The following is a 26,742-nucleotide window of genomic DNA, read 5'->3' on the forward strand; positions in this document are numbered from 1 at the left end:
GCTACTCCTCGAAGGGCGAGGGCACTTGGGCGTTCACCGAGCTGATCAGCGCGTTCAGGTCGATGCGGACGAGGTCCACGTCGGCGATGCGCAGGGTGATGTCCCCGGTGATGACGACACCGCCGGCCAGCAGCCGGTCGAGTAGGTCGACCAGGGCGATCTCACGGCGTTCGACGACCGTCATGCCTCCTCCCCCGCGAAGGAGTACGCCGCCCAGGGCCCGGTGAGTTCCACGCGCAGCCCCGGCACGTCGTCCTTCGTGCGGTCCACGAGTTCCACGAACTCCTCGGAGTCGCCGCGCGGCACCAGGTAGGCGGCGTTGAGCACGTTCCGACCCGCCGTGCCGCCGGCGAGAGCGGGGTGCTGCGGGGCGTGCAGCCGGGACTCCTCGGCGAAGGCGGAGAGCTGCTCGTGCAGCCGGGTCGCGAAGGTCTCCGCCTTCTGCCACAGGTCCTCGCCCGCCCGGGTCTGCTGCCGCCGCTGCCGCAGGTAGTCCCGGCCCGAGGCGGCCTTGGGCACGGGCTGCGCGGCCTGCTGAGGCTGCTCGGTCTCGGCGTAGATCTTCACGCCCCACTCCACACGCCCCTCCAGCCGGTCCAGGGTGTGGCGGATGTGGTCCTCGCGGGCCTCGATCATCGTGCGCACGGCGCTGTCGTCCCGGAAGACGGTGGCGAGCCTCAGCGGCAGCGGTGTGGTGACGACGGTCAGCGCGTCGATGACGCCCTGGTGGGCGCGGGCGGTGGCGGCGAGCCAGTCGAGGTCCTCCAGATGGGAGCGCAACGGCTCCTCGGCGAAGTCCCGCTCGGGCACCTCGCTGACGACGGCGACCAGGCCGTGGTGGTTGAGCTGCTTGGCCGGAGCGCCCGCCACCCCGGTCAGCTCCGCCTGGAGAGGCGCGCCGAGGGGCCGGCAGACGGCGTAGACGTACCGCAGTCCGGTCATGGTGCCTCCTTGCGGGCACGGTCCTGGTCCACGCGGCCCCGCTCCAGGCGGTCCGGCTCCGGTCGGCCGCGGTCCAGCTCCAGTTCCTCCAGCCGCGCCAGCCGCTCGCGCAGCTCCGCGTTCTCCCGGGCGAGTTCGTCGCGGCGGGCGCGGGACGAGAGCGCCGGGTCGGTCTCCCACCAGTCGATACCCATCTCCTTGGCCTTGTCGACCGAGGCGACGACGAGCCGGAGCTTGACGGTGAGCAGTTCGATGTCGAGCAGGTTGATGCGGATGTCGCCCGCGATGACGATGCCCTTGTCGAGCACGCGCTCGAGAATGTCGGCGAGGTTGGCCCCGCCGCTCGGGCCGTACGGTTCGGGCAGTCGGCTGGGCGTCGTCATCGGCGGCCCCCGCCCTCGGCGTACTCGTACTCGGGCTCCTCTTCTTCCTCGTCCTCGTAGTACTCGGGCTCTTCACCGTCCCCGGGCTCGTACTCCTCGTCTTCCTCCGCCTCGGGCTCCTCCTCGTTCTCCTCCTCTTCGTACTCGCCGTTCTCCTCCTCGGCGTACGGGCCCTCCTCCTCGTTCTCCTCGTACGGCTGCTCCTCTTCCTGGTTCTCGTCCTCGTAGCCGTTCTCCTCCTCGGCCTCCTGCTCCTCCTCGGAGACCGCGTCCTCGTGGCTGCGCACGACCTCGCCGTCACGGATCTCGCCGCGCCAGCCCTCGTCGGCCTCTCCCTTGAGGGTGATGAACCGGACGTAGTTCTTCAGGTCCAGCCGGGCGCGGCGGCCCTGGGCCCGCCAGATGTTCCCGGTCTTCTCGAACAATCCGCTCGGGTAGTACTCCATGACCAGCAGGACCCGGGTGAGGTTCTCTTCGAGACGGTGGAAGGAGACGACGCCCTTCGTGGTGCCCTTCGCGCCCTCCGACGTCCACTGGATGCGCTGGTCGGCCACCTGCTCGGTGGTGTGGGCCTTCCAGCTTCGGCTGGACCAGAACACCTTCAACTGCCAGTCGGAGGAGGTGTCGTCGGCGCGGCTCGCGCTCTTGACGCCCTTGGCGAAGGTGCTGAAGTCCTGGAACTGGGTCCACTGGTCGTAGGCGGTGCGCAGCGGCACGCCGACATCGACGGACTCGATGATGACGGTGGGCTTGTTGCCCCCGCCGCGCTTGCGCTTGCCCCCGCCGCCACCGAGGTTCCTCAGCACGCCCATGACGCTGTCCTTGGCGCGGGAGGCGCCCAGCTCCAGGACCGAGCGCACCGGGCCCTTGCCCTCGGCGGCCTTGCGTCCGGCGTCGAGGGCGAGCTTGACGAAGCCCGGGCTGTTGCCCTCGGCGATGTCGTTGAGCATGCCGGTGGTCTCGCCGAGCTTGCGGCCGAAACCGACCAGGAGCCGCTGGGCCTGGGCGCCGAGGTAGTCCTGCACCTCGGCCTTGAGCCGGTCGGCGGCCTCGCTGTGGGCGAGGTCGCTCAGCGGACTTTCCTTCGCCGCGCCGCGCGCCGCGCCGCCGGCCGCGGAGGTCGCGGATCCGAGGGCCCCGGTCATCGGTCACCACCACCCTTCGGCCGCCGGGAGCGGGCGGCGCCGGTCGCGCCGCCGGCCGTGGCCGTCCTCTTCGCGGCCGTCCTTCCGGTCGCGGTCTTCTTCGCCGCCGTCTTCCTGGCGGGAGCCTTCTTCGCGGCGGCCCTCTTCGCGGGGGCCTTCTTGGCAGGAGCCTTCTTCGCCGCTTCCTTCCGGGCCGGTGCACCCTCCGGCGCCTTCCTGGCGGCCTTCTTCGGGGGCGCCTTCTTCGCCGGCCCCTTCTTCGCGGGGGCCTTCCCGGCGGCTTCCTCGCGGGCCGGTCCGCCGCGGTCCTCGTCCTCGCCCCGGGGCTCCCCCTCGGCCTCGCGGCCCTCCCCCCGGTCCTCGTACTCGTCCTCGTACTCGTCGTACTCGTCCGTGTACGTGTCCTCCCCCTCGGGCTCCTCGTCTCCGCCGGGCTGCGGTGCGACGCCGGCGAGCTCGTCGCGGATCTGGGCGGTCCGCCCGTGCAGCCGGTCGGCGAGCGCGGTCATCTGCCGTTCGGCCATGGCCCCCGAAGCCGCCTTGCCCACCCCCTTCAGGTCCTCGCGCAGCTGGTCGCCGATCTCCTTGAGCTGCGGGTTGTTCATCAGCTGCTGGTTGACCAGCTGCGCGATCCCGCTCGGACCGAGGTTCAGCTTCTTGCCGGCCACCAGGCTGCCCAGCGAGAGGGCGAGTTTCGCCTTCTTCGTCCGTCCCAGGAGGTAACCGACCCCTATCGCGAGGCCGAGTCCCACTTTGTTCATCGTGCCGTCCCCTCGCCTGTTCCCTCGCCTGTCCCCGTGCCTGAGCGCAGGCCGGTCTCCAGCCGGTCGAGAAGCTCGTCCTCCCTGCGGTCGAACTCCTCGGCGCTGATCTCGCCGGCCTCCAGCTGCTCTTCCAGCCGGGCGAGTTCGGCCTGCACCGTGGCCGGGTCGTAGTAGATGCGCTCGGCCTCGCGCAGTACCTGCCGGATCGCCCAGGCGCTTCCGCGCGCCGGCGCGAACGGCAGCAGCAGCACTTCGGAGATGAGTCCCATGACGTCACTCCGCTCCCGTGTCCGCTACGGCCGTGGTGCTCGCGGGTTCGGCGGGGCCGGGTTCGACGAAGCTGTACGGCGGCAGGGGGCCGTTGACCCGCAGTTCGAGGTGGGGCAGGTCCGTGCGGGCCTGTTCGACGGCGGTCACGAACTCCTCGGCCGCTTCCCGGTCGACCAGGAACGAGGCGTTGACCAGCCAGCCGGTGGAGGGCGGGCCGTCGCTGACCGCGGCGGCGTACGGCTCCAGCGCGTGCACGATCTCGCGGGCGTCGTCGGCCTCACGGGCCTGCACGGCGGCCGCGACCAGCTCACCGAGCCGGAGCTTGTCCTGGTAACCCCCGCCGCCGGAGCGCCGGTTGGCCTCCGCCAGGGAGCGGATCTCGGGGTTCTCGGCCATCACGCGGTGCAGCACCGCTTCCTCGTCGTGGCTGGCCTTGACGTTGTACTCGACCCTGCCCTCCAGGGCGCGCAGCCGCTCGCGGTAGTGCTCGGCGCGCTCGGTGAGGACGCCGGTGACGGTGTCGTCGTCGGGGGCGACGCTGCCGAACCGCATCGGCAGCACACAGCCGGCCTCACCGGCCTCACTGAGTACGGCCTGGTGGGCGAGCAGATCCCTGCGTTTGGGGCGCAGTCCCTCGGGTGCGTCGCTGACGACCGCGGCGAGCCCGCCCGCCGTCAGCACGCGCACCGGGCGGGCCGGCTCGCCCACACCGCCCATGCCCCGCGGCAGGCCGGGATGGGAGGCGGTGGTGATCGCGTAGACGTACGTGCTCACTCCTGCTCCTCCTTCCGGCGGGCCGGCGCGGCCTTACGGGCCCGCGGCCGCTGCCCGCTCTCGTCCGAGTGCTCCTGGCGGCCCTGCTGGAAGGCGTCGGAGACGGTCTGGGCGGCGCCGGACAGCGCCCCCTTGGCCTTGCCGCGCGCGCCGGACTCGGTGACCTCGCCGACCAGGTCGGGCAGGCCGGGGGTCCGGTGCGGGCCGGCTTCCAGGTCGAGCCGGTTGCAGGCCTCGGCGAAGCGCAGGTAGGTGTCGACGCTGGCGACGACGACCCGTACGTCGATCTTCAGGATCTCGATGCCGACCAGGGAGACCCGCACGAACGCGTCGATCACCAGCCCCCGGTCGAGGACGAGTTCCAGTACGTCGTACAGGCCGCTGCTGCCGCCTCCGCCATCGGACGTCTGTGCCGGGACAACGGTCATGCCAACCGCGCCTCCTTGTCTGTGTCTGCTGCGTACTTGTCTGTGTCCGCTGCGTGGTCTGCCGCGTGCGTATGCGGTCCTCGGGCGTGAGCCGCCCGGGGCCGGCCTAGCCGCCGCCGGAGCGGCGGGCGTCGGCGCGCCCGCGTTCGTAGCGGCGCAGCCGCCGGTAGCCGGTCAGCTGCCCTCGCGGATCGAGTTCCACCTGATAGCTCGCCATCAGGCTCATGGTGTCGGGCACCCGGGCCAGTTCCAGGACCTCGACCTCCAGCGACCAGCCGTCCTCCGACTGCTCGAAGGTCGTCACGGACTCCGCGGTCAGTCCCGTCAGCTCGGCGAACTGGGCACGCGCCTCACGCAGCACCTCCACCGGCCTCGGCCGGGACGCCGACTCTCCTGAACCCTGCGAGTCCGCGGTGTTTTCTCTCTTCACCATGGCCACCTCTTCTCCTCCGGGTGGCCGAAGGTTCCCTGGCCAAACCTGCGCGGGTGCGGGTGTCCCTCACACACGGGGTCGAACCGCCGCAGGACCGCCGGTGCGCACCGTGCGCGCCTCGTCACTCACCGCACGACCGCTTCCTCCACCAGCAGCCGCGCGGCGGCCGCGATCGACTCGGCGTCGATGCCCGCGGCGTGCAGCTGCTCGGCGGGCGAGGCCGAGCCCGGCATCTCCCGGACGGCGAGCCGCACCAGGCGCGGCACCGGGCGTCCGTCGGTGAAGGCGTCGAGCACGGCGTCGCCGATGCCGCCCTCGGCGTGGTGGTCCTCCACGGTGAGCAGGCAGCCCGTGTCCTCGGCGGCCTCCCGGAGCGTGTCCCGGTCGACCGGCTTGACCGAGTACAGGTCGATCACCCGGACCGCGATGCCGTCCCGGCCGAGGGCGGCGGCGGCGGCGAGCGCCTCGTGCAGGGTGACGCCCGCGGCGACGACGGTCAGCCGGTCCCGTGCGGAGGAGCGCAGCACCTTGCTGCCCCCGACGGGGAACTCCTCCTCGGGCGCGTAGAGCACCGGGCTCGCCCCGCGCGAGGTCCGCAGATAGCGGACGCCGTCCAGGTCGGCCATCCGTGCGACGAGCTCGGCGGCCTGGTTGGCGTCGCACGGGTAGAGCACGGTCGAGCCGTGGACGGCGCGCATCGTCGCCAGGTCCTCCAGGCCCATCTGGCTGGGCCCGTCCTGTCCGATCGCCGTGCCCGCGTGGGAGCCGTTGAGGTTGATGCCGGAGCCGCTGACGGAGGCCATCCGTACGAAGTCGTGCGCGCGGGTCAGGAAGGCCGCGAACGTCGAGGCGTACGGCACCCAGCCGCGCCGGGCCATCCCGACGGCGGCGGCGACCATCTGCTGTTCGGCGATGTAGCACTCGAAGTAGCGCTCGGGGTGTTCCTTGGCGAAGAACTCCGAGCGGGTGGAGTCGCCGACCTCGCCGTCGAGGGCCACGACGTCGCCGCGCGCGGTGCCGAGCGCAGCGAGCGCCTGGCCGTAGGCGTCGCGGGTGGCGACCTTTTCGCCCTTGTCCCAGCGGGGCAGTTCGAGGTTTCCGTCGCCCACGGCGTGCAGCGAACGGGCCGAGCGCGGCTCGTGCACGCGGACGCGGATGTCGCGGACGCCGCCCAGCTCCTCGACCGCCTCGTCGGGGTCCTTCAGCGGCTTGCCGTGCAGGCCCTCACGGTCCTCGGCGTCCTTGACGCCCCTGCCCTTGAGGGTGCGGGCGATGATCGCGGTGGGCCGGCCCCGCGTGGAGACCGCCTCGCCGAAGGCGCGGTCGACAGCGTCCACGTCGTGACCCTCGATCTCGATCGTCTGCCAGTCGAAGGCGCGGAAGCGGCGGGCGTAGGCGTCCAGGTCGTGGCCGTGCCGGGTGGGGCCGCGCTGGCCGAGCCGGTTGACGTCGACGATCACGGTCAGGTTGTCCAGGTGCTCGTACCCGGCATGCTCGGCGGCCTCCCAGATCGAGCCCTCGGCCATCTCGCTGTCCCCGCACAGCACCCACACGCGGTAGTCGGCGTGGTCCAGCCGTTTGCCGGTGAGCGCGATCCCGACGCCGATGGGCAGGCCCTGTCCGAGGGATCCGGTGGCGGTCTCCACCCACGGCAGCCGTTGCGGGGTGGGGTGCCCTTCCAGGCGGCTGCCCAGCTTGCGGAAGGTGAGCAGTTCCGCGTCGTCGATGGCGCCCGCCGCCTTGTAGGCGGAGTACAGCAGCGGGGAGGCGTGTCCCTTGGACAGGACGAGGCGGTCGTTGCCGGGGTGCTCGGGCCGGTCGAAGTCGTAGCGGAGATGGTTCGCCAGCAGGACCGCCATGATGTCGGCGGCGGACATGGAGGACGTGGGGTGCCCGGAGCCCGCCGCGGCGGCGGCGCGCACGCTGTCGACGCGCAGCTGCTGGCCGAGTTCGACGAGTTCGTCGGTGTTCATGAGTCTCCTTCCGCGGGTATGTCGTCTCGCTTGACCGGGCCCGGGGCGGGGTGGGCTCCGCCGTGCGCGGCGTCGGCCGGCTCTCCCGGGCCGGAGCCGGCCGTCGTCCTCGCCTGCCGCTCGGGCCCGCCCGGTACCCGGGCCAGCTCCGGGGAGGCCGTGTCCAGGGGCACGGACCAGGACCGTACGAGGCCCAACTGGACGGACTGGCGCGGCAGTACGGCGTCCAGCAGCCAGTCCGCGGCCACCCGGACGCGATTGCCGGGCATCGCCGCGAGGTGATAGGCGCGGGTGACCGCTCCGGCCACCGGCCCGGACAGCGGGACGCCGAGCGGGTCGGCGGCGGCCTGCGCACCGCCCAGGTCCACGACGAAGCCGAGGTCGCGGTGGCGGTAGGGGCGGGCCTCGCCGACGCCGAGCGAGGCGGCGACGTTGACCGCGGCGGTCCTGCCCTGCCGCCAGGCGTGCTGGGCGGTCATCGGGGTGTAGCGGCCGGGGCAGTCCAGGTCGGGTACGGCGGCCGCGTCCCCGCACGCGAACACCTCCGGCCGCCCCGGCACCTGGAGGAAGGGGTCGACGACGAGCCGTCCCCGCTCCAGCGGGTGCCCGGTGCTCTCCACGAGCGGGTCGGGCCGTACGCCGACGCACCACACGAGCGTGCGGCTGCGGACGAATTCGCCGTCCGTCAGCAGCACCCCCTCGTGCGTGGCCTCCTTCACGGAGGTGCCCATGCGCACCTCGACGCCCCGCCTCCGCAACACGCGGTCGGCGGTGGCCGAGAGCCGTTCGTCCAGCTCGGGCAGCACGCGGGACGCGATGTCCAGCAGCAGCCAGCGGGGCCGGACGCCCTGCCGGAGCGGGTGCCCGCGCACCAGCGAGTCGGTGAACATCTTCCCGTGCGCGGCGACCTCGGTCCCGGTGTAGCCGGCGCCCACGACGACGAAGGTGCAGCGGGCCGAGCACGTCTCGGGGTCGTCCTGGCTGCTCGCCAGTTCGATCTGGCGGGTCACGTGGTCCCGCAGGTACAGGGCCTCCGGCAGGCCGCGGAAACCGTGCGCGTGCTCGGCGACGCCGGGGATCGACAGCAGCTTGTTGACGCTGCCGACGGCGAGCACCAGCCGGTCGTAGGCCAGCGTGCCCTCGCCGCCCTCGGGGTCGGTGTAGCGCACGGTGCGCGCGTCCATGTCGATGCCGTGGGCCTCGCCGAGGACCAGCCGTACGTGGCGCAGCGTGCCAGTGAGGGAGACGGCGGTCCGGCGCGGCTCCAGGAGGCCCACGGCGACCTGGGGCAGCAGGGGCAGGTACAGGAAGTAGTCGGTCGGGTTCAGCAGGGTGATGTCGGCCTTGCCCCGGGACATCCTGGACAGCGTCCGGGCCGTGCGGTAGCCGGCGAAGCCGGCACCGACGATCACAATGCGGGGTCGACTCACGGTTCGCCTCCGGCGCGGTCGCGTACCTGGGTGCGGAACTCTCCGCGTCCCCCTGGCCGGGGCACCCAAACTTCTCCCGGCACCGGTCCGGCCGCCCGCGGCCGCCTCGGTGGGGACACGGACGGGCGCCCGCAGGCCGGGGGCGAGCGGGCGCCCGGTGCATGTCACGCTCCAACAGGTCCGGACGCGGGTCCGAACGCGGGTTGGAACGCTGGTTGGAAGGCGGGTCGGAACAGGACGGGAAACCCGGCGGGAACGCGACGGGGTGTCAGGCCCGGTGGTCCGTTCCCGGGTCGGTCTCGCCGGGGCGTTCCGGCCGGATCGCTCCGGACGGAGGCGCGGGTGGCACCGGCGGCACGGGCGGGTGCGCCGCACCCGCCGCCCTGCCGGCCGTGCCCGCCGCGCCACCGGCCGTGTCCGCCCCGCCACCGGTGCCGCCCGCGGGCGGAGCGCCCAAGTCGTGTCCGGCCGCGAGGTCCGCGGCGCGATCCGGGGTGCGATCCGCGGCGGGCCACGCCGCCGACGGCCGGGCGGCCTCGCGCAGCGCGTAGGCCGCCGCGCCCAGGATCGCCGCGGTGATCAGTGCGGCGGCCCAGCCGGGCAGCCCGATCGCGAGGGCCAGCCCCACGGCGAGCGCGAGAGCCGCGCCCGCGTACAGGGCGACGGCGCCGGACGCGGCGTACAGCGTGGCGGTGCGACGCCGCCTGCGGGTCTGCTCGCGCAGTTCGTCGCGCACCGTCTCACGCGCCACCTGCGCCAGTTCGTCGACCAGTTGCTTGTCCAAGTGCTCCAGGTGATCCAAGCCCTTCATGGACCGCGAGTACCCGCACAGGGGTACGCATAACGCCGTCCGGGGATGTGGCGGAGGGGGCGGGCGTTCCGGTCGATCCGGTGAACCGATCACCTCCCCGGCCACCCCCAACTACGCTCGTGCGCATGGAGATTCTGGGAACCAGCCTGCGCGTCTGCGTCAACGATCTGGACACCGCCGTCCCGTTCTACGAGGGTCTCGCGGGCGCCAGAGCTCTCCGCTTCGAACAGGGCGGCGTCCAGGTGGCCGCGGTCGGCTGCTTCCTGCTGATGAGCGGACCCGAGTCGCAGCTGGAGGTGCTGCGCAAGGTGACGGCGACGATAGCCGTGGAGGACGTCGAGGAGGCCCACCGGGTGCTGACCGGGCTCGGCGCGCACATCGTGGCCGGGCCGGTCCCGACACCGGTGGGGCGCAACCTGATCGCCCTGCACCCGGACGGGTCGGTGTACGAGTACATGGACCGCCGGGGCTGAGCGGACGCGGGGATATTCCGTGGTCGGCGCGTCGCGGGCGCCGTAGAGTCGGCCGGTCGACCCTCATGGCCCATGGCCGGGCGTGGAGAAGTACGGAGATCCGATGAGCGAGCAGCACACCTACCGGGTGATCGTCCGGGGCACCTGGGACGCACTGACCGACGAGGCCCGGGAACGGCTGCGCGCGGAGGCGGACGAGCACGGCATGCTCAGCATGCGGTTCACCGAGGAGGGCTCGCTGTCGTACGAGCCGTCCCCGCTGAAGCACTTCTCGATGCGCTACGTCGTGGTGTGCGACGCGGAGGACGGCGAGGAGATGGCGGCCGCGATCGCGGAGGACCGCGCGGAGACCGCCCTGCGCGGCCTCGGATACGGCTTTCGTGACCTGCGGTCGACCGTCACGGACCTGGACACCATGAAGGTCAACTTCAAGCGCGCATCTCGGCGGTGAGCGCCCACCGCTCGTGATCGCGCCAGGCCCCGTCGATGAAGAGCATGTCCGGCGAGAAGCCCTCCAGGCGGAAGCCGCAGGCGCGGGCCAGCGCGATCGAGGCGGTGTTGAGCGGCTGCACGTTGATCTCCAGCCGGTGCAGCCGCATCGGGCCGAAGGCGTACCCGATGACGAGGTCGAGGCCCTCGCGCATCAGGCCCCGCCCGGCGGCGTGCGCGAAGGCGCCGTAGCCGAGCGCTCCGGACCGGAAGGCGCCGTGCACGATGTTGTTGATGTTGACGAAACCGGCGAGGGCGCCCGCGTCCTTCTCGCAGACCAGGAAGCCGGCCCTCGCCGGATCCTCGATCAGCCGCCGGGCGTAGGCGGCGTACGCCTCGGCGGTGGCCGGCGGGAAGAGCCATGGGCGGTGCAGGTCCTCGCTCTCCCGGACCCGGTCGGTGAACTCGGCGCCGTCCTCCTGGGTGAAGGGACGGATGCCCACGTGGGGCCCCTCTGCGAGGAAGCGGGCTGCGGTGTGTGGCATGCCGTCACCCTACGCGCGGCACGCGCCCGGCCGCGGCGCGGTCAGCGCAGGGCGGGCGCGTCGAGCGTCAACGTGCCCTCGTCGGCGTCGAGTTCGGCCGCGACACCGAAGGGAACCGTCAACGCGCCCTCGCAGTGCCCGAAGCCGAACTCCTCGGCGACGGGCACCCCGAGTCCGCCGAGCCGGTCGGCGAGCAGGGCCCGCACCCGGTCCGGGGTCTCGCAGTCCTTCCAGGAGCCGAGCAGCACCCCGCGCACCCCGTCGAGCCAGCCGGCCCGCAGCAGCTGGGTGAGGTAGCGGTCCAGGCGGTAGGCCTCCTCGCCCACGTCCTCCAGGCACAGCAGGCCGCCGACCGCGCCGGGCCGCGCGTGCGGTGTGCCGAGGTCGGCGGCGAGCAGGGCCAGACAGCCGCCGAGGGTGACGCCCCGGGCCCGCCCGGGGACCAGGGCCGGTCCGCCGGAGGCGATCGTGCGGACCGTCTCGGGCGCGAACAGGGTCGCTCGCAGATGCCGCTGCGCCCGGTCGTTCTTGACGAAGTCGACACCGGCGGCCATCGGCCCGTGCAGCGTGACCAGGCCCAGGCGGGTGGCGAACGCCTCGTGCAGCGCGGTGATGTCGCTGAAGCCGACGAACACCTTCGGGCCGGCCGCCCGCATGGCCTCCCAATCGAGCAGGTCCACCATGCGCTGCGCGCCGTAGCCGCCGCGGGCGCACAGCACCGCGTCCACGGACGGATCGCACCAGGCGCCCTGGAGGTCGGCGGCGCGGTCGCGGTCCGTACCCGCCAGGTAGTCGAACGTGCCGTGCCGGGCCGTCACGTGCGGCGCCACCACCGGATCCAGGTCCCAGCCGCGCAGCACGTCCAGGCCCGCCTGCAACCGCTCCTCGGGCACGGGCCCGCTGGGCGCGACGACGGCCACGCGGGCGCCGGGGGCGAGCCGGGTGGGGCGGACGAGTTCCTTCACGTGCCGAGCTCCAGGGTGGGGATGCCGGCCGGGTCCAGGCCGAAGACCTGAGCGTACAGCGACAGCTCCGCCTCCAGTGCCCGCACCAGGGTGTCGGCCCGGCGGAAGCCGTGCCCCTCGCCCTCGAACGCCAGGTACGCGTGCGGCACCCGCCCGCCGGCCAGCCGGGCGAGGAACCGCTCGCACTGGGTCGGCGGGCAGATCACGTCGTCCAGGCCCTGGAGCAGCAGGAAGGGCGCCGTGATCCGGTGGGCGTGCTCGGCGGGCGAGCGCTCGGTGTACCGGCCGGGCACCTCGGCGAGCGGCCCGACCAGGGACTCCAGGTACTGCGACTCGAAGTCGTGGGTCTCCCCTGTGCCCCAGCCGGTCAGGTCGAGGATCGGGTAGCTGATCGTGCCGCAGGCGTACACGTCGGTCGTGGTCAGGGAGGCCGCCGTCGTCCAGCCGCCCGCACTGCCGCCCCGGATCGCCAGCCGGGCGCGGTCGGCGGTGCCCTCGTCGGCGAGGGCGAGCGCGACGGCCGCGCAGTCCTCGACGTCGACGACGCCCCACTGCCCGCGCAGCCGGTTGCGGTACTCGCGCCCGTGCCCGGTGGACCCGCCGTAGTTGACCTCGGCGACCCCGATGCCGCGCGAGGTGAAGTAGGCGATCTCCAGGTCGAGCACGAGAGGCGCCCGGCTGGTGGGTCCGCCGTGCGCCCACACGACGTACGGGGGCAGCTCACCGGCGGGCGCCACGCATTCGGGGTGGTGCGGCGGATAGATGTGGGCGTGGACCTCCCGGCCGTCCGGCCCGGTGAAGGTGCGGATCCGCGGCTCGGGGTAGTAGGCGGGGTCGACCGGGTCGTCGTGGGCGGCGCCGATCACCCGCGCCCGGCCCGTGCGGGTGTCCAGCTCGACGACCTCGTACGCGCTGCGGGGGCCGGCGGCGACCGCGACGACCCGGTCGCCGTGGACCACCGGCGCCGCGTCGAACTCCGTCCAGGGGCCCGCCGTGTCGACGACCTCGCCCGTCTCCGGGTCGAGCACGCCGAGGGCGGTGGCGCCGCGACCGTGCACGACCGCGATCAGACCGCACTCCAGCGGCGCGAACCAGCGCTGGCCCAGCTTCCACAGCGGGCCGCCGAACTCCTCCTCGCGGACGCACAGGGGCTCACCGTCGCGGTAGAGGTTCCACCAGCCGCTGCGGTCGCTCGCGTACAGCAGTGAGCCGTCGGCGGCCCAGTCCGCCTGGGCGATGGACTCCTCGGGGCCGCCCGCCACCGTGCGGGGCGCGCCGAACGAGCCGTCGGCGCGCACCTGAGCCACCAGCAGCTCCGTGCCGTCCCACGGCATCCGCGGGTGGTCCCAGGCCAGCCAGGCCGCCCGCCGCCCGTCGGGCGAGAGCCGGGGGCCGGTCACGAACCGGTGCCGGCCGTCGGAGAGTTCACGCACCGCGGCCCGGTCCCCGGCGGCCGAGCCGTCCAGCGGTACGGCGGCCAGGACGCGCCGTACGTCGCTGGGCGCCTCCCCGGTGAACTCCTCCAGCACGCACCACACCTCGCCGTGTTCCAGGCGCAGTTGGGGTTCGGCCCAGCGCAGTCCGCCGCCCACCGCCGAGAGCGGGGTGAGCGGGCGCGGCTCGCCGCCGGGCTCGTACCGGTACAGCCGCTGGTCGGCGAAGTTCACGAACACCAGCAGCGGCACACCGTCCACGACGGCTCCCGCCCAGGGCCGGCCGCCGTACTCGATGACGCGGCTGCGCACGTTCCACGGCTCGGGCAGCACCGTGGACTGCGAGCCGTCGGCGTGCCGCCGTACCAGCGCCCGGCGTCCGCCTTCGGCGGGCCGCGGCTCTGTCCACCACACCTCGTCGCCGACGAATCCCGGGAACTCCGGCCTGCCGTCGTGCGCGGCGGCGAGGGCGGCGTCGACGGGCGAGGGCCAGGAACCGCAGGGCAGGGTGCGCATGTTTTCCCCCATGGGCTCAGGCGCTCCGCAGGAAGCGGTCCAGGACGCGGACGCCGAAGTGCAGCGCCTCGACGGGGACGCGCTCGTCGACTCCGTGGAACAGGGCGTTGTAGTCGAAGCCCTCGGGCAGCTTCAGCGGCGAGAACCCGTACCCGGTGATGCCCAGCCGGGAGAACTGCTTGGCGTCGGTGCCGCCGGGCATGCAGAACGGCACGACATGGCCCTCGGGCGCGAACTCCTCGACGGCGGCCCGCATCGCCGCGAAGGCCGGCGAGCCGACCGGCGACTGGAGCGCCACCTCGCGGTGCAGGAACTCCCAGTCCACGTCCGGGCCGGTCAGTTCGTCGAGGGTGGCGCGGAACTCCTCCTCGCCGCCGGGCAGATACCGGCCGTCGACGTGGGCGACGGCCTCCCCGGGGATCACGTTGACCTTGTAACCCGCCTCGAACATGGTGGGGTTGGCGCTGTTGCGCAGCGTCGCCTCGACCAGCCGGGCGGCCGGGCCCAGCTTGTCCACCAGCGCGTCCACGTCCCGCAGGTCCGCCTCGATGCCGTACAGGGCGGCGAGTTCGGTGAGGGCCGCGCGCACGGTCGGGGTGAGCCGCACGGGCCACTTGTGGGCGCCGATCCGGGCGATCGCCGCGGCGAGCCGGGTCACCGCGTTCTCCCCGTTGACCCGGGAGCCGTGGCCCGCCCGTCCGCGTGCGGAGAGCCGCAGCCAGGCGGTGCCGCGCTCACCGGCGGCGATCGGGTAGATCTGCCGTCCGGTGCCGTCGTGGAAGGTGTACGCCCCCGACTCGCTGACGCCCTCGGTGCAGCCCTCGAACAGCTCCGCGTGCCGGTCGGCGAGGAACCCGGCGCCGTCCTCGGCGCTCGCCTCCTCGTCGGCGGTGAAGGCGATCACCACGTCCCGTCGCGGCCGCAGCCCCTGCCGGGCCCAGGCGCGGACCACGGCGAGGATCATCGCGTCCATGTTCTTCATGTCGATCGCGCCCCGGCCCCACACGACCCCGTCGCGGACCTCGCCGGAGAACGGGTGCACGCTCCAGTCCTCGGCGCGGGCCGGGACCACGTCCAGGTGACCGTGCACGAGCAGCGCCTCCGCCGACGGGTCGGTGCCCTCGATCCGGGCCACGACGTTGGTCCGGCCCGGGGTGCGCTCCAGGAGCACCGGTTCCAGGCCCGCCCCGGCGAGCCGCTCGGCGGCGTACTCGGCCGCCGGGCGCTCCCGGCAGTCGCCGCCACCCCGGTTGGTGGTGTCGATGCGGATCAGGTCGGACGTGAAACCGACGACCTCGTCCAGCGCCTGCGCGTCAGCCATACTGCTCCTCGATCGCGGACGAGGCGATCGTGGTGACCGCCTTGAAGGTGCGGATTGCCTCGTGCATGGTGGCGCTGGTGTAGGCCACCTTGCGCTCCCCGATCCGGCTCACTCCCGGCACGACGGTGCAGGCCATGGCGAGATGCTCGGCGTCGAACTCGACCGCGACGGTGAACGGGCCGCCCCTGACCGGTTCGTGACGGACCGCCAGCCCGGCCGCCTGCTGGGCCGCCGCGCGGATGTCGGCGGCGGTGCGGGCCGGCGTGCGGCACACGGCCGCGTACCGCGACACATGGTCCTTCACCGCGACCTTGAGCGCCTCGGGCGCATACCCGAGGGCGTCGTCGCAGGCCACGTCGTCCCCGGTGACCAGCACCACCGGCACCCCGTACTCGGCGACCACATGGGCGTTGAGCAGCCCCTCGCTGGCCCGTACGTCGTTCAGCCACACCCCCGTGATGGAGTTGGCGAGATAGGTGTGGGCGAGGACGCCCTCCATGCCGGCGCCCGCGTGATAGCCGACGAAGGCGATGCCGTCCACGTCACCGTGCTGCACGCCCTCCACCATGGACAGCGACTTGTGCCGTCCGGTGAGCATCTGCGCCCGCTCGTCCAGCCGCTCGAGGAGCAGGTTGCGCATGGTCCAGTGCGCCTCGTTCACGAGGACCTCGTCGGCGCCCCCGTCGAAGAAACCGCGTACGGCGGCGTCGACGTCCGAGGTGAACATCGCCCGGCACCGCTCCCACTGCGGCGTTCCCGGCAGCACGTCGGCAGGCCAGGTGACCCCGGTGGCGCCCTCCATGTCGGCGCTGATGAGGATCTTCATGGAGCGTCACGTTACGCGCCGATCAGCGAACCGGCTACGGAGAGACGGTGAAAGTCGGCGGGTGGGCGAACGGCGGGACACACCCCTCTCGCCTCCGGCGCCCCGGGCACCGGGGGATGCCGGGGGCGGGCGTGACCGGCGGTGCGGTCCTCAGCGTTCCAGGAAGTCGAAGAGGTCTTCCCAGCTCTGGGTGATGACGTCCGGGTCGAACCGGTGGGCGCTGCGCAGGGCCTCGTCGCCCATCGTGTCGCGCAGCCGCTCGTCGGCCATCAGGCGCACAAGGTGACGGGCGAGTTCGGAGGTGTTGCCGGGGCGGGCGAGCAGGCCGTTCTCCTCGTGGGCGACGATCTCGCGGACGCCGGGCGCGCAGTCGAACGCCACGCACGGCACGCCGGTCGCCATGGCCTCCAGCAGAACCAGCGGGAAGCCCTCGCCGCGGGAGGCCTGGACGAAGACGGAGGAGGCGCGCAGCGCGCCGGGCACGTCGTCGGTCTGCCCGGCGAAGTCGACGGAGTCCTCCAGGCCGAGTTCCGCGCACTGCCGCTTGAGCTCCGCCTCGGCCTCTCCGCTGCCGTAGACGCGCAGGGTCCAGCCGGGCTGCTTCGGCACGGCCTCGGCCCAGGCGTCCAGGAGCATGTCGACGCCCTTCTCGTGGGAGAGCCGGCCGACGTTCACGACGACCTTCCCGGTGCGTGGCGAGGGGGCGTCAGGCACGATGGACAGCGGGTTGGGCATGAAGCCGACGTTGTTCATGCCCTCGACCCCCCAGCGGTCGGCGTCCTCCCGGGTGAGTGCCAGCAGCCGGTCGACGTCCTTGAAGTACTTCTTCACGCGCGCGAAGCGGGACGACTTGCGGGACGTCTCGTAGGACTCGTGGGTCATGCCGATGACGCGGTGCCCCGCGGTGTCCGCGAGGGCCACCCACTCCATCGCCCACACCTGGGGGACGATGATCATCGCGCCGGGCCGGGCGTCCTGGAACAGCGACGAGAGCCGGCTCGCGGCGGTCCGCATGTGGGTCTCGTGGCGGCGCAGCGCCGGGTCGAAGCGACCGAGCAGGCGGCGCGGCCTGGGCCGGCCCGGCGGACGCCGGGCGTACAGCGTCACGGTCCGGAACGGCGGCTGGTCGCCGAGGGCCATCGGATGGTTGGGCGGGGCGACGCCGACGACGGTGACCCGGTGTCCCCGCTCGGCCAGCAGTCCGGCCATCTGGATCTGCCAACGGCACACACCGCCGAGTTCGTTGACCTCGTTGGCCACGAAGAAGATGTCGCGCTGGGTCATCGGGTCTCTCCTGCGGGGCCGAAGAACCGGTCCACGATCTGCGCCGCGGCGTCCCCGCGGTCGTACTCGCCGTACTTGTCGACGAACTCCTTCAGCCGTGCCTCGTACTTCGACTGCACGGTGCTCAGGTCGCCGATCACCGCGAACAGTTCGTCGTCGGTGCGCGGGACGGGGCCCGGTGCCTCGGCGAGCAGGTCGAAGTAGGTGCCGCGGGTGTCCTGGGCGTACTCCTCCCAGTCGTGGGCGTGGAACACGATGGGGCGCCGGAGCAGCGCGTAGTCGAACATCACCGACGAATAGTCGGTGATCAGGCAGTCGGCGAGCAGCAGCAGCGGGGTGATGTCCGGTTCGGCGCTGACGTTGATCACGCGTCCGGCGACCGACGGCGGCAGGGTGAGCCGGTTCAGGTAGTGCGCGCGGACGAGGAGGGTGTGGTCGTCGCCGAAGCGGGCGGCGAATTCCTCGATGTCGAAGGGGAACTCGAAGTCCCTTACGCGGCCGTCGGGATGAGTGCGGAACGTCGGCGCGTACAGCAGCACCCGCCGGTCCGGGGCGAGGCCCAGCCGCTCGGCCAGCCGCTGTGCGTCGGCGGGCAGCGGTGCCCCCTCGCGGACCCGCACCAGGGCGTCGTTGCGCGGGTAGCCGGTGCGCAGCAGCTTCTTCTCGGGGATGCGGTAGGCGCGGGCGAGGGTGCGCACGTCGTGCTCGCCGCGGACCACGAAGTGGTCGAAGCGGTCCAGCGCCTGCTGGTAGGAGCGCTGCTCCGGTTCGGACAGCATCCGGTAGGTGGGCTCGTCGAAACCCATCCGCTTCAGCGCCGAGCCGTGCCAGGTCTGGATGTACGTGGTCTCCGGGCGTTTGGCGAGCCGCAGCGGGTAGCCCTGGTTGTCGATCCAGAACTCCGCCTGGGCGATCGCCTTGAGGTAGCGCCAGGACCAGCGGCGCACCAGCTCCACGTCCTGCGGGAAGCCCGTGGGGCGCTCGCCGGCGTACGACCAGATCGGGGTGATCGGCGTCTTGCGGCGGCGCAGTTCCTCGAAGATGGCGCGCGGGCTGTCGCTGTACTGCTTGCCGAGGTGGCTCTCGAAGACGACCGTGCCCTTGCGGACGGGCAGCCTGCGCAGCATGCGGTCGTAGACCTGGAGCTTGCGGTTGCCGGAGTTCAGGTCGCGGCGCACGGCCCGCAGCGTGCGGTAGGCGCGCTTGGCGGCCCGCGCGGGGCGCCCGTGCAGATTGCGCTCCACGGCGGCGCGGCCGGTGCGGGCGAGCCGGCCCTGCTGGGTGAGCCGGAAGGCCAGGTGGCCCTTGGCGGACACCTGCGCCTCGAGCCGGTCGGCCATGAGCCGGGTCAGGCGGGGCCGGACGGGCAGGGACCCGGCGTTCTCCAGGTCGACGGCGCCGACGGTGAGCCGGCTGGTGGTGCGCTTGCCGCCGGCGGTCAGGTGCAGCCGGACGTCCCACACGTCGTCGATGACGCCGAGTGGTCTGAGCCGCCGGGCCAGCGGCACCTGGGCCCGCCAGGCGATCACGTCGCCCTCGTGGCGCGGGGCGGGCACCGGGAAGCGGAAGGTCTGGAGGCTGCGGCGGCGGGCCCGGAACTCCAGCTCGGCGCCGAGCTCGACGCCGGGGTCGATGGTGTGCAGCGGGTTGACGATCTCGCCGGCGAGCACCACGTCGCCGCCGTGGACCGCGTACTCGGTGAGCCGGTTGCGCAGTGCCATCCGGTTCAGCGGCCTGGCGTGGTAGCCGAGGGTCGTGACGTCCAGGACGGCGCGCATGTCGGGGTCGTCGAAATAGCGGTCGGTCCAGTAGACACGGCCGCCCCGCTCGGCCAGCGGTGCGGAGATCTTGTGCCGGTTGATGAGGGTGTCGATGGCCGGCATCAGGTCGGTCCAGTCCTCGCGCAGCAGCAGCTGGGCGCAGATGGCGTGGACGCGGTCGAGCTCGGCGTAGGCGGCCTCGGGGAAGTCCTGGACGTAGCCGCGGGCCAGTTCGGCGAAGCGGTGGCGGTAGCCGTCGTCGAGGAAGGGCAGATCCCGCAGGTACAGCACCAGGTCGTGCTTGAGGAACTTGATGTCCTTGCGCAGCTTCAGCTCATCCTGGCCCCGGCGGTCCAGGATGGCGTCGATACGGCGGTGGATCTCGACCCGGTCGGCGAAGTTGCTGATCTCGCCGCGCCGGTTGCTGATCGACTTGACGGCGGTCTTCTGGACGACGTTCCAGTGGTAGACCGTGTTGGGGATGAGGGTGATCCGCTGCGCGGCCAGATAGGCCTGCGCGGAGAAGAGCAGGTCCTCGTAGTGGATGCCCCGGGGGAAGGCGAGCTCGTTGTCGATCAGGAACAGGCGCCGGTAGCACTTGTTGGTCGACAGGGTGTCGAAGACGAACAGGTCCGGCAGCTCGGCGACGGAGTCGAGCGTGCGGGTGCTCTGGTACAGCCAGGGGTACCAGAGCACGCGCTTGTCGTGCCGGCTGTCGGTGTGAACCCGGACACACAGGCCGGAGACGAGGTCGGCGCCGGTGCGGTCGGCGGCCTCGATCATGTTGCGGCAGGCGTTCCGCTCCAGGGTGTCGTCGCTGTCCAGGAACATCACGTACCGGCCGCGGGCCACCTTGACGCCCTGGTTGCGGGGCTCTCCGCAGCCGCCGCTGTTCTCCGGGAGCCGGATCGCCCGCACCCGGTCGGGGTGGGCCGCGGCGAGCGCCTGCGCCACCTCGTGGGAGCCGTCCGTCGAGCAGTCGTCGGCGATGATCACCTCGACATTGCGAAGTGTTTGCTCGAGGACGGAACCCACGGCTGTCGGAAGTCGCTCTTCGTCGTTGTAGACGATGACGACGACACTGACGTCCGGCTCCGGCGCGACGATCGACACGGCCACCTCTCGTCTTTGTTCCGTTCGGTCTGCGGGGGGTGGGCGTAACCCTACAGCGTGTAGGGACACCTTCGGCTCCCACCCCCTTCAAACTACGCCAATGCGACAATACGCCGTCCCACTGACACGCAGGGCACGACCGCCGATCCGGTCAGTGGGTGCGGCCCGCCACGAACCACCTCGACGGCAGCTCGATACGGGTCCCGTCGGAGGTGAACTCGGTGGTGACCAGGGGCATTTCGCCGCGCGCCAGGACGGTGAGGCCGGCCGAGCGGAGGTACTCCGGCACGGCGGCGTCGGCGACTTCGCCGGGCGCGATGCCGTGCCGCAGGACCGGGGCGAGCTTGGGCGGCGGACCCGCGGGGTCCCGAGCAAGGCCGCCCAGGACCAGGCGGGCGGACTCGGACGGTTCGACGAGGAAGACCCGGCCGCGCGTGCCGAGGAGGGCGGCGATGCCGTCGGCGAGTGCCTGCCGGTCGTCCGGATCACACTGGTGCAGCACGCCCCGCACATACACGTTCACATCACCCAGCTCGGCGTGCAGCGTCTCCGCCTCGCTCTTGTCGGTGGCGTCCAGCACCCGGTACACGGCCCGGCCCGCGCGGTCGCCGCGCCGGGCGTGCTCGACGGCCGCCGCGGCGATGTCGACGCCGACGACGTGCCCGAAGCGCTCGGCGAGGAAACGGGTCTGCGTGCCGTTGCCGCACCCCAGGTCGACCAGGGGCAGCGCCGGTTCGGCCAAGTGCGGTCGGAGCAGCGGCAGATGGAGACCGGCGGTCACGTCGGGCCCGGCGTCCCAGAACACCGACCCCGGCTCCTCGGACGCCTCGCTCCAGAACCCCTCCCAGGCCTGCCGGTACCGGCTCGTCGCACTCATGCCCAACTCCCTTGCGTAACAGCCTTGTTCCGCCGCAATCGACGGGTTCCTCCGGTCTACCGGCCAAGCCCGGCCCCCACAACCACCGGGTACGGGGGCGGGACCGGCGGCACGGGACCCTCGGACGGTGGCGCGCCGGGGGCGGGTCAGCGGCGGGGCAGGGCGAGTTCGCACCAGACCGTCTTGCCGGTGTTCGTACGGCTCGTGCCCCACTCCCGGGCGAGGGCGCTGACCACCCGCAGGCCCCGGCCGGACGCGTCGGCCGGCCCGGCGCTCAGCAGGGTGGGCAGGTCGTGGTCGTCGTCCTCCACCTCGCACAGCAGGGTGTCGCCACGGACGAGGCGCAGTTCGACGGGCCGGCCGCGGGAGTGCCGTACGGCGTTGGTGACCAGCTCGCTGACCATCAGCTCGGTGGGGTCGGCGAGCCGGACCAGGCCCCACTCGCGCAGCTGCTCACGGACCACGGCGCGGGCCCGGCCCACCTCGGCGGGATCGCGGGCCAGACGCCACTCGGCGACGTCGTCCGGCTCGATGCCGTTCAGGCGGGCCATCAGCAGCGCCACGTCGTCCTTGCGGCCCCCGCGCGTGTTCAGGGCGCGGATGATCGTGTCGCAGGCGTCGTCCATGGACGCGGCCGGGTGGGCGGCGGACTCGCACAGTGTGGCGAGACCCACACCGATGTCCTCGCCGCGCACCTCGACCAGCCCGTCGGTGCACATCACCAGCCGGTCGCCGGGCCGCACGGGGACGCGTACCGCCTCGAAGGGCACCCCGCCGACGCCGATGGGCGCCCCCGTGGGCAGGTCCAGCAGCTCGCTGCGGCCGTCGCCCGCGCGCACCAGGACGGGCGGGATGTGGCCGGCGTTGGCGAGGCGCACCTCGCCCGCGATCGGGTCGTACACGGCGTACAGGCACGTCGCCAGGTAGGTGTCGCCGAGTCGCTGCGCGAGGTCGTCCAGGTTGCGCAGCAGTTGGGCGGGCGGCAGGTCGAGCGCGGCCATGGTCTGCACGGCCGTACGCAACTGCCCCATCATCGCGGCCGAGTTCAGTCCGTGCCCCATGACATCGCCGACGACCAGGGCGGTGCGGGCCCCGGGCAGCTTGACCGAGTCGAACCAGTCGCCGCCGACCCGGCCGAGCAGCGTGCCGGGCAGATAGCGGGTGGCGATGTCGCAGCCCGCCATCCGCGCCGGGATGCTCGGCAGCATGCTGTCCTGGAGGGTCTCGGCGACGCTCTCCTGGTACGTGTACATGCGCGCGTTGTCGAGCACGAGGCCGGCGCGGGCGGCGAGTTCGGCGCCGGTGACCCGGTCCATGTCGTTGAACTCGGCGCGCTCCGGGTGGCGCAGCAGGATCATGAAGCCGAGGACGACGTCGCGCGCCTTCAGCGGTACGACGAGCATCGAGCGGTGGGTGATCAGCGGCCGGATGTCGCGCTTCTCGAACTGCGAGGCGATGGCATGGCCCGTCTCCTCGCTGATGCGCGGCACGAGCACGGGCTCGCCGGAGGTCATGCACTGGAAGAACGGCGTGTGCGCCGGGAACGGCATGGCCTCGCCGACCGGCACGACGTCGTCCCAGCGGCCCGGTTCGTCGTTGTGCTCGACGGCCACCCGGTGCCACATGGTCCTGGTGTCCGGCACGCCCTGCGGGAACCCCTCCCCGGCGACGACCTGTTCGCGCAGATAGGTACCGGCGACGTCGGTGAAGCGCGGGACGACGGCCCGGCTGACCTCGACGATGGTCCGCGCGAGGTCGAGCGAGGTGCCGATCCTGCCGCTGACCTCGTTGAGGAACTCCAGGCGCTCGCGTACGGCGGCGTACTCGAGGTCCTCGCCCTCGTCGTCGGACGCTTCCTCCGGTAAGAGCGGTCCCCGGGCCGCCGCCCGCGCTGCCCGCTCGCGGCGTGCCCTGCGCTCGACCCGCCGCGGCACACCCCAGTCGGGGGTGACGGGCACCCGGTCGTTCTGGCTGAACTCCAGTACGGGATAGCCCAGTTCGAGTACCTGTGCGACGATGCGGGCGCTCTCGCCGACGCTCATGCTGGGCAGGATCTCGGGCAGCCGGCGCGCGAGTTCGTCGGCGCCGGGGAAGTCGGTGTGCAGGGCGAAGGCCGGCGCGACGCGCTCGAATGCGCCCGCCTCCCCGGGAGCCCGGTCCGCGTGCCCGTGCCCGTCGCCGTGGCGCAGCCCGTCCGCGTCGGCGGCGAGGACGAGGAGCCGCTCCCGCCCCGGGCCGACCAGCGGGTACGCCCACCACAGGACGTCCACCCGGCCCCTTTCCGGCCCGGCGAGCCGGGCCCGGCCTGCGGCCGGGTAGGACAGCCGCCCGTCCAGTGAGGACTCCAGACCGGGCCCGAGCCCGTCATAGCCGCCGTGGGACCGGTAGGGAGCGTCGTCCGCCTCGTCGGGCAGGGCGCCGGAGACGGGCAGCAGGTCGGACGCCGGCCTGCCGATCGCCTCTTCCCTGGCTCTGCCGAGCAGCCGCCCCGCGCCCCTGCTCCAGTGCGACACCAGGCCGTCGTGGTCGACCACGACCACGGCCAGTGGGACCCGTCCGGCCGGGATGTCCGCCACCACCGCGCGGCTCCCGGTTCCGCGGCCCGGAGATACGTCCTTTTCGGTGCCACGGTCCATGACCCCAGGCCCCTCTCCCCACGGCTCCCCAAGATCTGTTCCCCCGGGGACCACGGTACGGGGACGGCCCGTCACGATGTGCGGCAACAAGCGAATTGACGTCAGGGGGGAGCGCACCGGTGTGCGGTGCGCTCCCCCCTGACGAGCTGCTCAGTCCTCGTGCCCGAGCTGGAGATCCCGTTCCGTGCGTCCTCCGCCCGCCACCTGGAGCACCGTGGCGACGGGCGGGTAGCCGGCCGCGATCACGGTGTACTCGCCTGAGGACAGATCGACGAACCGGAACGTCCCGTCGGGTCCGGTGGTGAGCGTGTCGACGACGTTGCCCGCGGCGTCGAGGAGGGTGACGCGCGCGTCCTCGACGGGCCGCCCGCCACTGGCCCGGACGGTCCCGCGCAGCACGGCCCCGCCCGCGAGCTCGACGTCCTGGCGGGTCTCCCGCGCGGCCTGCACGCTGACCGGCAACGCGGCCGGGCGGAAGGCGGGGGCGCTGGCGGCGAGGGTGTACTCCCCGGCGACGAGTTCGGTGATGGCGTAGCCGCCCTCGCGCCCGCTGCGGGTGCTGGCGACGACCTCGCCGTGCACGTTGGTCAGGGTGACGGTGGCGTCGCGCACGGGGCTGCCGTCGGCGGTGCGCACGGTGCCCGTGAGGCGTCCCGCGCCGCCGAGGACGACGTCGAGTTCGACGGGCCGCTCGCCGACGGTCACGGAGACGGCCTGAGGCTGGTGCCCGCCGGCCGCGGCGATCAGGACGTACGAGCCGGTGCCCGGTGTGGACAGCGCGTACCGCCCGTCGTCGCCGCTCGCGCCCCGGCCGATCTGCTGTCCCGCGACGTCGATCAGGGTGAGCGCCGCGCGGGGCACGACCGTGCCGTCCGGATGCTGCACGGTGCCGCAGACGGGCACTCCGGCGGCGAAGGGTGAACGGGCCTGCGGCACGGTGGGGTTCGGCGGCGGGGGCTCCGGGGCGGTCACATGGGCGTTGTGGGACACCAGTGGTCTCTCCTTGAGGAAGAAGGCGATGAGCAGGCCGAGGACGAGCACCGGCACCAGGTAGAGGAAGATCCGCGGCATGGCGTCCGCGTACGCCCCCACGTAGGCGTCGCGCAGGGCCGGCGGCAGTGCCCGCACGGCCTGCGGGGTGATCGACTCGGGGTCGGGGAGGGCGGCACCCGCGCGCGTGGGGACGCGGTCGCGCAGGGCGTCGGTGAGCCGGCCGGCGAACAGGGTGCCGAAGACGGCGGCGCCCACGCTGCCGCCGATCTGCCGGAAGTAGTTGTTGGCGCTGGTCGCCGTGCCGAGGTCGGCGGGGCGCACCGAGTTCTGCACGGCGAGCACCAGCACCGGCATCACCAGGCCGATCCCGGCGCCGAGTACGGCCATCCAGACGCTGTACTGGAGCCGCGACGTGTCGACTTCGAGCCGGGACAGCAGCCACATGCCGAGGGCGGACAGGGCGCTGCCGAGGATGGGGTAGATCCGGTAGCGGCCGGTGTGGCTGATGAGCTGCCCGGAGACGATGGACGCCCCCACTATGCCGCCCATCATGGGCAGCATCAGCAGTCCGGACTCGGTGGCCGAGGCGCCGTCGACCATCTGGAGGAAGGTGGGCAGGTAGCTGGCCGCCCCGAACAGCGCGACGCCGACGACGAGCCCGACCAGGCCGCTGACGTTGAAGACGGAGTCGCGGAACAGCCTGAGCGGGATGAGGGGTTCGGCGGCGAAGCGCTCGGCGACGAGGAAGAGCGCGGTGGCGGCGACGGCGCCCGCGCCCAGCCCCAGGATGACCCGTGAGTCCCAGGCGTACTCGGTGCCGCCCCAGCTGGTCAGCAGCACCAGGCAGGTGGAGGCGGCGGCCAGCAGCAGCGCGCCCGGCACGTCGAAGCGGGCCTTGACCCGTGGCCTGGGCAGCTTGAGCACCACGGTGATCACGGCCAGGGTGACCAGGCCGAACGGCACGTTGATGTAGAAGCACCACCGCCAGGACAGGTGGTCGGTGAAGTAGCCGCCGAGCAGCGGCCCGGCGACGGAGGCGAGGCCGAAGGCCGCGCCGATCAGTCCCATGAACCGGCCGCGCTGCCGGGGCGGCACGATGTCCGCGATGATGGCCTGCACACCGATCATCAGTCCGCCCGCGCCGATGCCCTGCACGGCGCGGAAGGCGATGAGCTGGTCCATGGTCTGCGCCCGTCCGGCGAGCGCGGAGCCGGCGACGAAGACGGCGATCGCGAACTGGAAGACGCCCTTGCGGCCGATCAGGTCGCCGAGCTTGCCGTAGACGGGCAGGCCGACGGTGGCGGTGAGCAGGTAGGCGGTGATCGCCCAAGACATCCGGTCCAGGCCGTGCAGCTCGCCGACGATCTTCGGCAGCGCGGTGGCGACGATCATCTGGTCGAGCGCGGCCAGCAGCAGCGCGAGCATCAGCCCGACGAAGACCAGCCGCACCCGGCGGGGGGCGAGCCGCGGGGCGGGGGCCGGCGGCGGGGCGGGGATTCTGGGGGGCGCCGCGACCGGCTCGTCCTGCACCAGAGTGATCCCGCCCACGTACCGCTCCCTCGTCGCACCTGCCGCACGATTGCCGCGCAATGCGACAACTGCGGACAAGGCGACGAGTTACGGCGGGCCTCCGGTCCGAGGGGAGATCCACTCGAACCGGTGAGGAGCCAACGGGGCCCGTTGGCAGAGGAGTTGCCCCGGAAGGGCTACTTCTCGACCTCGGTGGCGAGCTTGGCGAGCATCGCGTCGTAGATCCGGGCGAGGCCCTTGGGGGCGAACGTCCTCTCGAAGAAGCCGCCGATGCCCCCGGCGCCCTTCCAGGTGGTGGTGACCACGACGCGGGACTTGCCCTCGCCGGCCGGGGTGACGCGCCAGACGGTGACCATGGTGGAGTTGCGGTCCTTCTCGACCAGCTCGCCGTCGGTGGGCTCGGACACCTCCATCAGGCAGTCGCGGACCCGCTTGCTCGTGGCCTGGAGCTTCCAGTGGACGAGGGTGCCCTCGCCGTCACCGCCCTCGCGCACCTCGTACTCGCTGAAGTGCTCGGGCAGCACCTTCGGGCGGGTGCCGCTGTAGTCGGCGACCGCGTCGAACACCGTCTCCGCGTCGGCGGCGACGACCCGCTCCGTAGTGGCCTCGACCTGCGCCATGGCTTCCTCCAGGACATCCGTTCTCAGGCTTGGGCCAAGCCAATCACCCCGCCGCCCGGGGCCCCAAA

At 72.8% G+C, this 26,742-nt stretch carries 25 protein-coding genes; 2 read left to right on the plus strand and 23 right to left on the minus strand.

The window, feature by feature from the left end; translation table 11 throughout:
- Position 1: 1 nt before the first annotated feature.
- From TNCT6_RS04370 to TNCT6_RS04425, 12 genes are all read right to left on the minus strand, one after another.
- On the minus strand, positions 2–184 hold the full coding sequence (locus TNCT6_RS04370; RefSeq protein ID WP_141356740.1) for a gas vesicle protein: 183 nt from the start codon (positions 182–184) through the stop codon (positions 2–4).
- Complete coding sequence (locus TNCT6_RS04375; RefSeq protein WP_141356742.1) at positions 181–942, minus strand: GvpL/GvpF family gas vesicle protein; 762 nt, start codon at positions 940–942, stop codon at positions 181–183. Before TNCT6_RS04375 ends, TNCT6_RS04370 begins: the two co-directional genes overlap by 4 nt.
- Positions 939–1,325 carry a gas vesicle protein gene (gene gvpJ / locus TNCT6_RS04380; protein WP_141356744.1) on the minus strand — a complete coding sequence of 129 codons (387 nt, stop codon included), beginning with the start codon at positions 1,323–1,325 and terminating at the stop codon, positions 939–941. Before gvpJ ends, TNCT6_RS04375 begins: the two co-directional genes overlap by 4 nt.
- The gene (locus TNCT6_RS04385) at positions 1,322–2,470 is read right to left on the minus strand and encodes an SRPBCC family protein (RefSeq protein ID WP_141356746.1); all 1,149 of its coding nucleotides are present in this window, start codon (positions 2,468–2,470) and stop codon (positions 1,322–1,324) included. Before TNCT6_RS04385 ends, gvpJ begins: the two co-directional genes overlap by 4 nt.
- Complete coding sequence (locus TNCT6_RS39745) at positions 2,467–3,231, minus strand: DNA primase (protein WP_172632803.1); 765 nt, start codon at positions 3,229–3,231, stop codon at positions 2,467–2,469. Before TNCT6_RS39745 ends, TNCT6_RS04385 begins: the two co-directional genes overlap by 4 nt.
- Positions 3,228–3,503, minus strand: a complete 276-nt coding sequence (locus TNCT6_RS04395; RefSeq protein WP_141356750.1) for a gas vesicle protein GvpG — start codon at positions 3,501–3,503, stop codon at positions 3,228–3,230. The genes TNCT6_RS39745 and TNCT6_RS04395 overlap by 4 nt, the downstream gene beginning before the upstream one ends.
- 4 nt (positions 3,504–3,507) lie before the next feature.
- Positions 3,508–4,278: a GvpL/GvpF family gas vesicle protein gene (locus TNCT6_RS04400; RefSeq protein ID WP_141356752.1), complete on the minus strand. Its 771-nt coding sequence runs from the start codon at positions 4,276–4,278 to the stop codon at positions 3,508–3,510.
- Complete coding sequence (locus tag TNCT6_RS04405) at positions 4,275–4,706, minus strand: gas vesicle structural protein GvpA (protein ID WP_141356754.1); 432 nt, start codon at positions 4,704–4,706, stop codon at positions 4,275–4,277. Before TNCT6_RS04405 ends, TNCT6_RS04400 begins: the two co-directional genes overlap by 4 nt.
- 106 nt (positions 4,707–4,812) lie before the next feature.
- Complete coding sequence (locus TNCT6_RS04410) at positions 4,813–5,139, minus strand: gas vesicle protein (protein ID WP_141356756.1); 327 nt, start codon at positions 5,137–5,139, stop codon at positions 4,813–4,815.
- A 125-nt stretch (positions 5,140–5,264) separates the two neighbouring features.
- Complete coding sequence (locus TNCT6_RS04415) at positions 5,265–7,112, minus strand: transketolase (RefSeq protein WP_141356758.1); 1,848 nt, start codon at positions 7,110–7,112, stop codon at positions 5,265–5,267.
- On the minus strand, positions 7,109–8,542 hold the full coding sequence (locus TNCT6_RS04420; protein WP_141356760.1) for an NAD(P)/FAD-dependent oxidoreductase: 1,434 nt from the start codon (positions 8,540–8,542) through the stop codon (positions 7,109–7,111). Before TNCT6_RS04420 ends, TNCT6_RS04415 begins: the two co-directional genes overlap by 4 nt.
- 268 nt (positions 8,543–8,810) lie before the next feature.
- Positions 8,811–9,353, minus strand: a complete 543-nt coding sequence (locus tag TNCT6_RS04425; protein ID WP_141356762.1) for a phage holin family protein — start codon at positions 9,351–9,353, stop codon at positions 8,811–8,813.
- Between the two features lie 125 nt (positions 9,354–9,478).
- Here TNCT6_RS04425 and TNCT6_RS04430 point away from each other — a divergent pair, with 125 nt between their 5' ends.
- Positions 9,479–9,826: a VOC family protein gene (locus TNCT6_RS04430; RefSeq protein ID WP_141356764.1), complete on the plus strand. Its 348-nt coding sequence runs from the start codon at positions 9,479–9,481 to the stop codon at positions 9,824–9,826.
- Positions 9,827–9,929: 103 nt separating this feature from the next.
- Positions 9,930–10,277: a DUF6204 family protein gene (locus TNCT6_RS04435; RefSeq protein WP_141356765.1), complete on the plus strand. Its 348-nt coding sequence runs from the start codon at positions 9,930–9,932 to the stop codon at positions 10,275–10,277.
- Here TNCT6_RS04435 and TNCT6_RS04440 read toward each other — a convergent pair.
- The 11 genes from TNCT6_RS04440 to TNCT6_RS04490 all read right to left on the minus strand — a co-directional run bounded on the left by TNCT6_RS04440 (position 10,255) and on the right by TNCT6_RS04490 (position 26,674).
- Positions 10,255–10,800 (minus strand): GNAT family N-acetyltransferase, encoded by a 546-nt coding sequence (locus TNCT6_RS04440; RefSeq protein WP_141356767.1) that lies wholly within the window; start codon positions 10,798–10,800, stop codon positions 10,255–10,257. The genes TNCT6_RS04435 and TNCT6_RS04440 overlap by 23 nt on opposite strands.
- Positions 10,801–10,841: 41 nt before the next feature.
- Positions 10,842–11,765, minus strand: a complete 924-nt coding sequence (locus tag TNCT6_RS04445; protein WP_141356769.1) for an LD-carboxypeptidase — start codon at positions 11,763–11,765, stop codon at positions 10,842–10,844.
- A complete protein-coding gene (locus TNCT6_RS04450; RefSeq protein ID WP_141356771.1) occupies positions 11,762–13,726 on the minus strand; it encodes an LpqB family beta-propeller domain-containing protein in 1,965 nt (654 codons plus the stop codon). Before TNCT6_RS04450 ends, TNCT6_RS04445 begins: the two co-directional genes overlap by 4 nt.
- Before the next feature lie 4 nt (positions 13,727–13,730).
- On the minus strand, positions 13,731–15,035 hold the full coding sequence (locus TNCT6_RS04455) for a M20/M25/M40 family metallo-hydrolase (protein WP_141356773.1): 1,305 nt from the start codon (positions 15,033–15,035) through the stop codon (positions 13,731–13,733).
- Positions 15,028–15,861: a M55 family metallopeptidase gene (locus TNCT6_RS04460; RefSeq protein ID WP_141356775.1), complete on the minus strand. Its 834-nt coding sequence runs from the start codon at positions 15,859–15,861 to the stop codon at positions 15,028–15,030. Before TNCT6_RS04460 ends, TNCT6_RS04455 begins: the two co-directional genes overlap by 8 nt.
- Positions 15,862–16,011: 150 nt before the next feature.
- Positions 16,012–17,145: a glycosyltransferase gene (locus tag TNCT6_RS04465; protein WP_141356777.1), complete on the minus strand. Its 1,134-nt coding sequence runs from the start codon at positions 17,143–17,145 to the stop codon at positions 16,012–16,014.
- Positions 17,142–20,018 carry a bifunctional glycosyltransferase family 2 protein/CDP-glycerol:glycerophosphate glycerophosphotransferase gene (locus TNCT6_RS04470; protein WP_141356779.1) on the minus strand — a complete coding sequence of 959 codons (2,877 nt, stop codon included), beginning with the start codon at positions 20,016–20,018 and terminating at the stop codon, positions 17,142–17,144. Before TNCT6_RS04470 ends, TNCT6_RS04465 begins: the two co-directional genes overlap by 4 nt.
- A 151-nt stretch (positions 20,019–20,169) precedes the next feature.
- Positions 20,170–20,895 (minus strand): class I SAM-dependent methyltransferase, encoded by a 726-nt coding sequence (locus tag TNCT6_RS04475; RefSeq protein WP_141356781.1) that lies wholly within the window; start codon positions 20,893–20,895, stop codon positions 20,170–20,172.
- 146 nt (positions 20,896–21,041) lie between these two features.
- Positions 21,042–23,531 (minus strand): SpoIIE family protein phosphatase, encoded by a 2,490-nt coding sequence (locus tag TNCT6_RS04480; protein ID WP_141356783.1) that lies wholly within the window; start codon positions 23,529–23,531, stop codon positions 21,042–21,044.
- A gap of 150 nt (positions 23,532–23,681) precedes the next feature.
- A complete protein-coding gene (locus tag TNCT6_RS04485) occupies positions 23,682–26,072 on the minus strand; it encodes an MFS transporter (RefSeq protein WP_141356785.1) in 2,391 nt (796 codons plus the stop codon).
- A gap of 158 nt (positions 26,073–26,230) precedes the next feature.
- Positions 26,231–26,674: an SRPBCC family protein gene (locus tag TNCT6_RS04490; RefSeq protein WP_141356787.1), complete on the minus strand. Its 444-nt coding sequence runs from the start codon at positions 26,672–26,674 to the stop codon at positions 26,231–26,233.
- Positions 26,675–26,742 lie beyond the last annotated feature (68 nt).

The sequence above is a fragment of the Streptomyces sp. 6-11-2 genome (assembly GCF_006540305.1).
GTDB lineage: Bacteria > Actinomycetota > Actinomycetes > Streptomycetales > Streptomycetaceae > Streptomyces.

Bases quoted from the DNA above. Each gene is read 5' to 3' on its own strand.
- TNCT6_RS04440 (WP_141356767.1), bottom strand. From the start codon at position 10,800: ATGCCACACACCGCAGCCCGCTTCCTCGCAGAGGGGCCCCACGTGGGC.
- TNCT6_RS39745 (WP_172632803.1), bottom strand. From the start codon at position 3,231: ATGAACAAAGTGGGACTCGGCCTCGCGATAGGGGTCGGTTACCTCCTG.
- TNCT6_RS04455 (WP_141356773.1), bottom strand. From the start codon at position 15,035: ATGGCTGACGCGCAGGCGCTGGACGAGGTCGTCGGTTTCACGTCCGAC.
- TNCT6_RS04395 (WP_141356750.1), bottom strand. From the start codon at position 3,503: ATGGGACTCATCTCCGAAGTGCTGCTGCTGCCGTTCGCGCCGGCGCGC.
- TNCT6_RS04425 (WP_141356762.1), bottom strand. From the start codon at position 9,353: ATGAAGGGCTTGGATCACCTGGAGCACTTGGACAAGCAACTGGTCGAC.
- TNCT6_RS04460 (WP_141356775.1), bottom strand. From the start codon at position 15,861: ATGAAGATCCTCATCAGCGCCGACATGGAGGGCGCCACCGGGGTCACC.
- TNCT6_RS04465 (WP_141356777.1), bottom strand. From the start codon at position 17,145: ATGACCCAGCGCGACATCTTCTTCGTGGCCAACGAGGTCAACGAACTC.
- TNCT6_RS04415 (WP_141356758.1), bottom strand. From the start codon at position 7,112: ATGAACACCGACGAACTCGTCGAACTCGGCCAGCAGCTGCGCGTCGAC.
- TNCT6_RS04405 (WP_141356754.1), bottom strand. From the start codon at position 4,706: ATGACCGTTGTCCCGGCACAGACGTCCGATGGCGGAGGCGGCAGCAGC.
- TNCT6_RS04450 (WP_141356771.1), bottom strand. From the start codon at position 13,726: ATGGGGGAAAACATGCGCACCCTGCCCTGCGGTTCCTGGCCCTCGCCC.
- gvpJ (WP_141356744.1), bottom strand. From the start codon at position 1,325: ATGACGACGCCCAGCCGACTGCCCGAACCGTACGGCCCGAGCGGCGGG.
- TNCT6_RS04375 (WP_141356742.1), bottom strand. From the start codon at position 942: ATGACCGGACTGCGGTACGTCTACGCCGTCTGCCGGCCCCTCGGCGCG.
- TNCT6_RS04475 (WP_141356781.1), bottom strand. From the start codon at position 20,895: ATGAGTGCGACGAGCCGGTACCGGCAGGCCTGGGAGGGGTTCTGGAGC.
- TNCT6_RS04385 (WP_141356746.1), bottom strand. From the start codon at position 2,470: ATGACCGGGGCCCTCGGATCCGCGACCTCCGCGGCCGGCGGCGCGGCG.
- TNCT6_RS04480 (WP_141356783.1), bottom strand. From the start codon at position 23,531: ATGGACCGTGGCACCGAAAAGGACGTATCTCCGGGCCGCGGAACCGGG.
- TNCT6_RS04430 (WP_141356764.1), top strand. From the start codon at position 9,479: ATGGAGATTCTGGGAACCAGCCTGCGCGTCTGCGTCAACGATCTGGAC.
- TNCT6_RS04410 (WP_141356756.1), bottom strand. From the start codon at position 5,139: ATGGTGAAGAGAGAAAACACCGCGGACTCGCAGGGTTCAGGAGAGTCG.
- TNCT6_RS04370 (WP_141356740.1), bottom strand. From the start codon at position 184: ATGACGGTCGTCGAACGCCGTGAGATCGCCCTGGTCGACCTACTCGAC.
- TNCT6_RS04490 (WP_141356787.1), bottom strand. From the start codon at position 26,674: ATGGCGCAGGTCGAGGCCACTACGGAGCGGGTCGTCGCCGCCGACGCG.
- TNCT6_RS04435 (WP_141356765.1), top strand. From the start codon at position 9,930: ATGAGCGAGCAGCACACCTACCGGGTGATCGTCCGGGGCACCTGGGAC.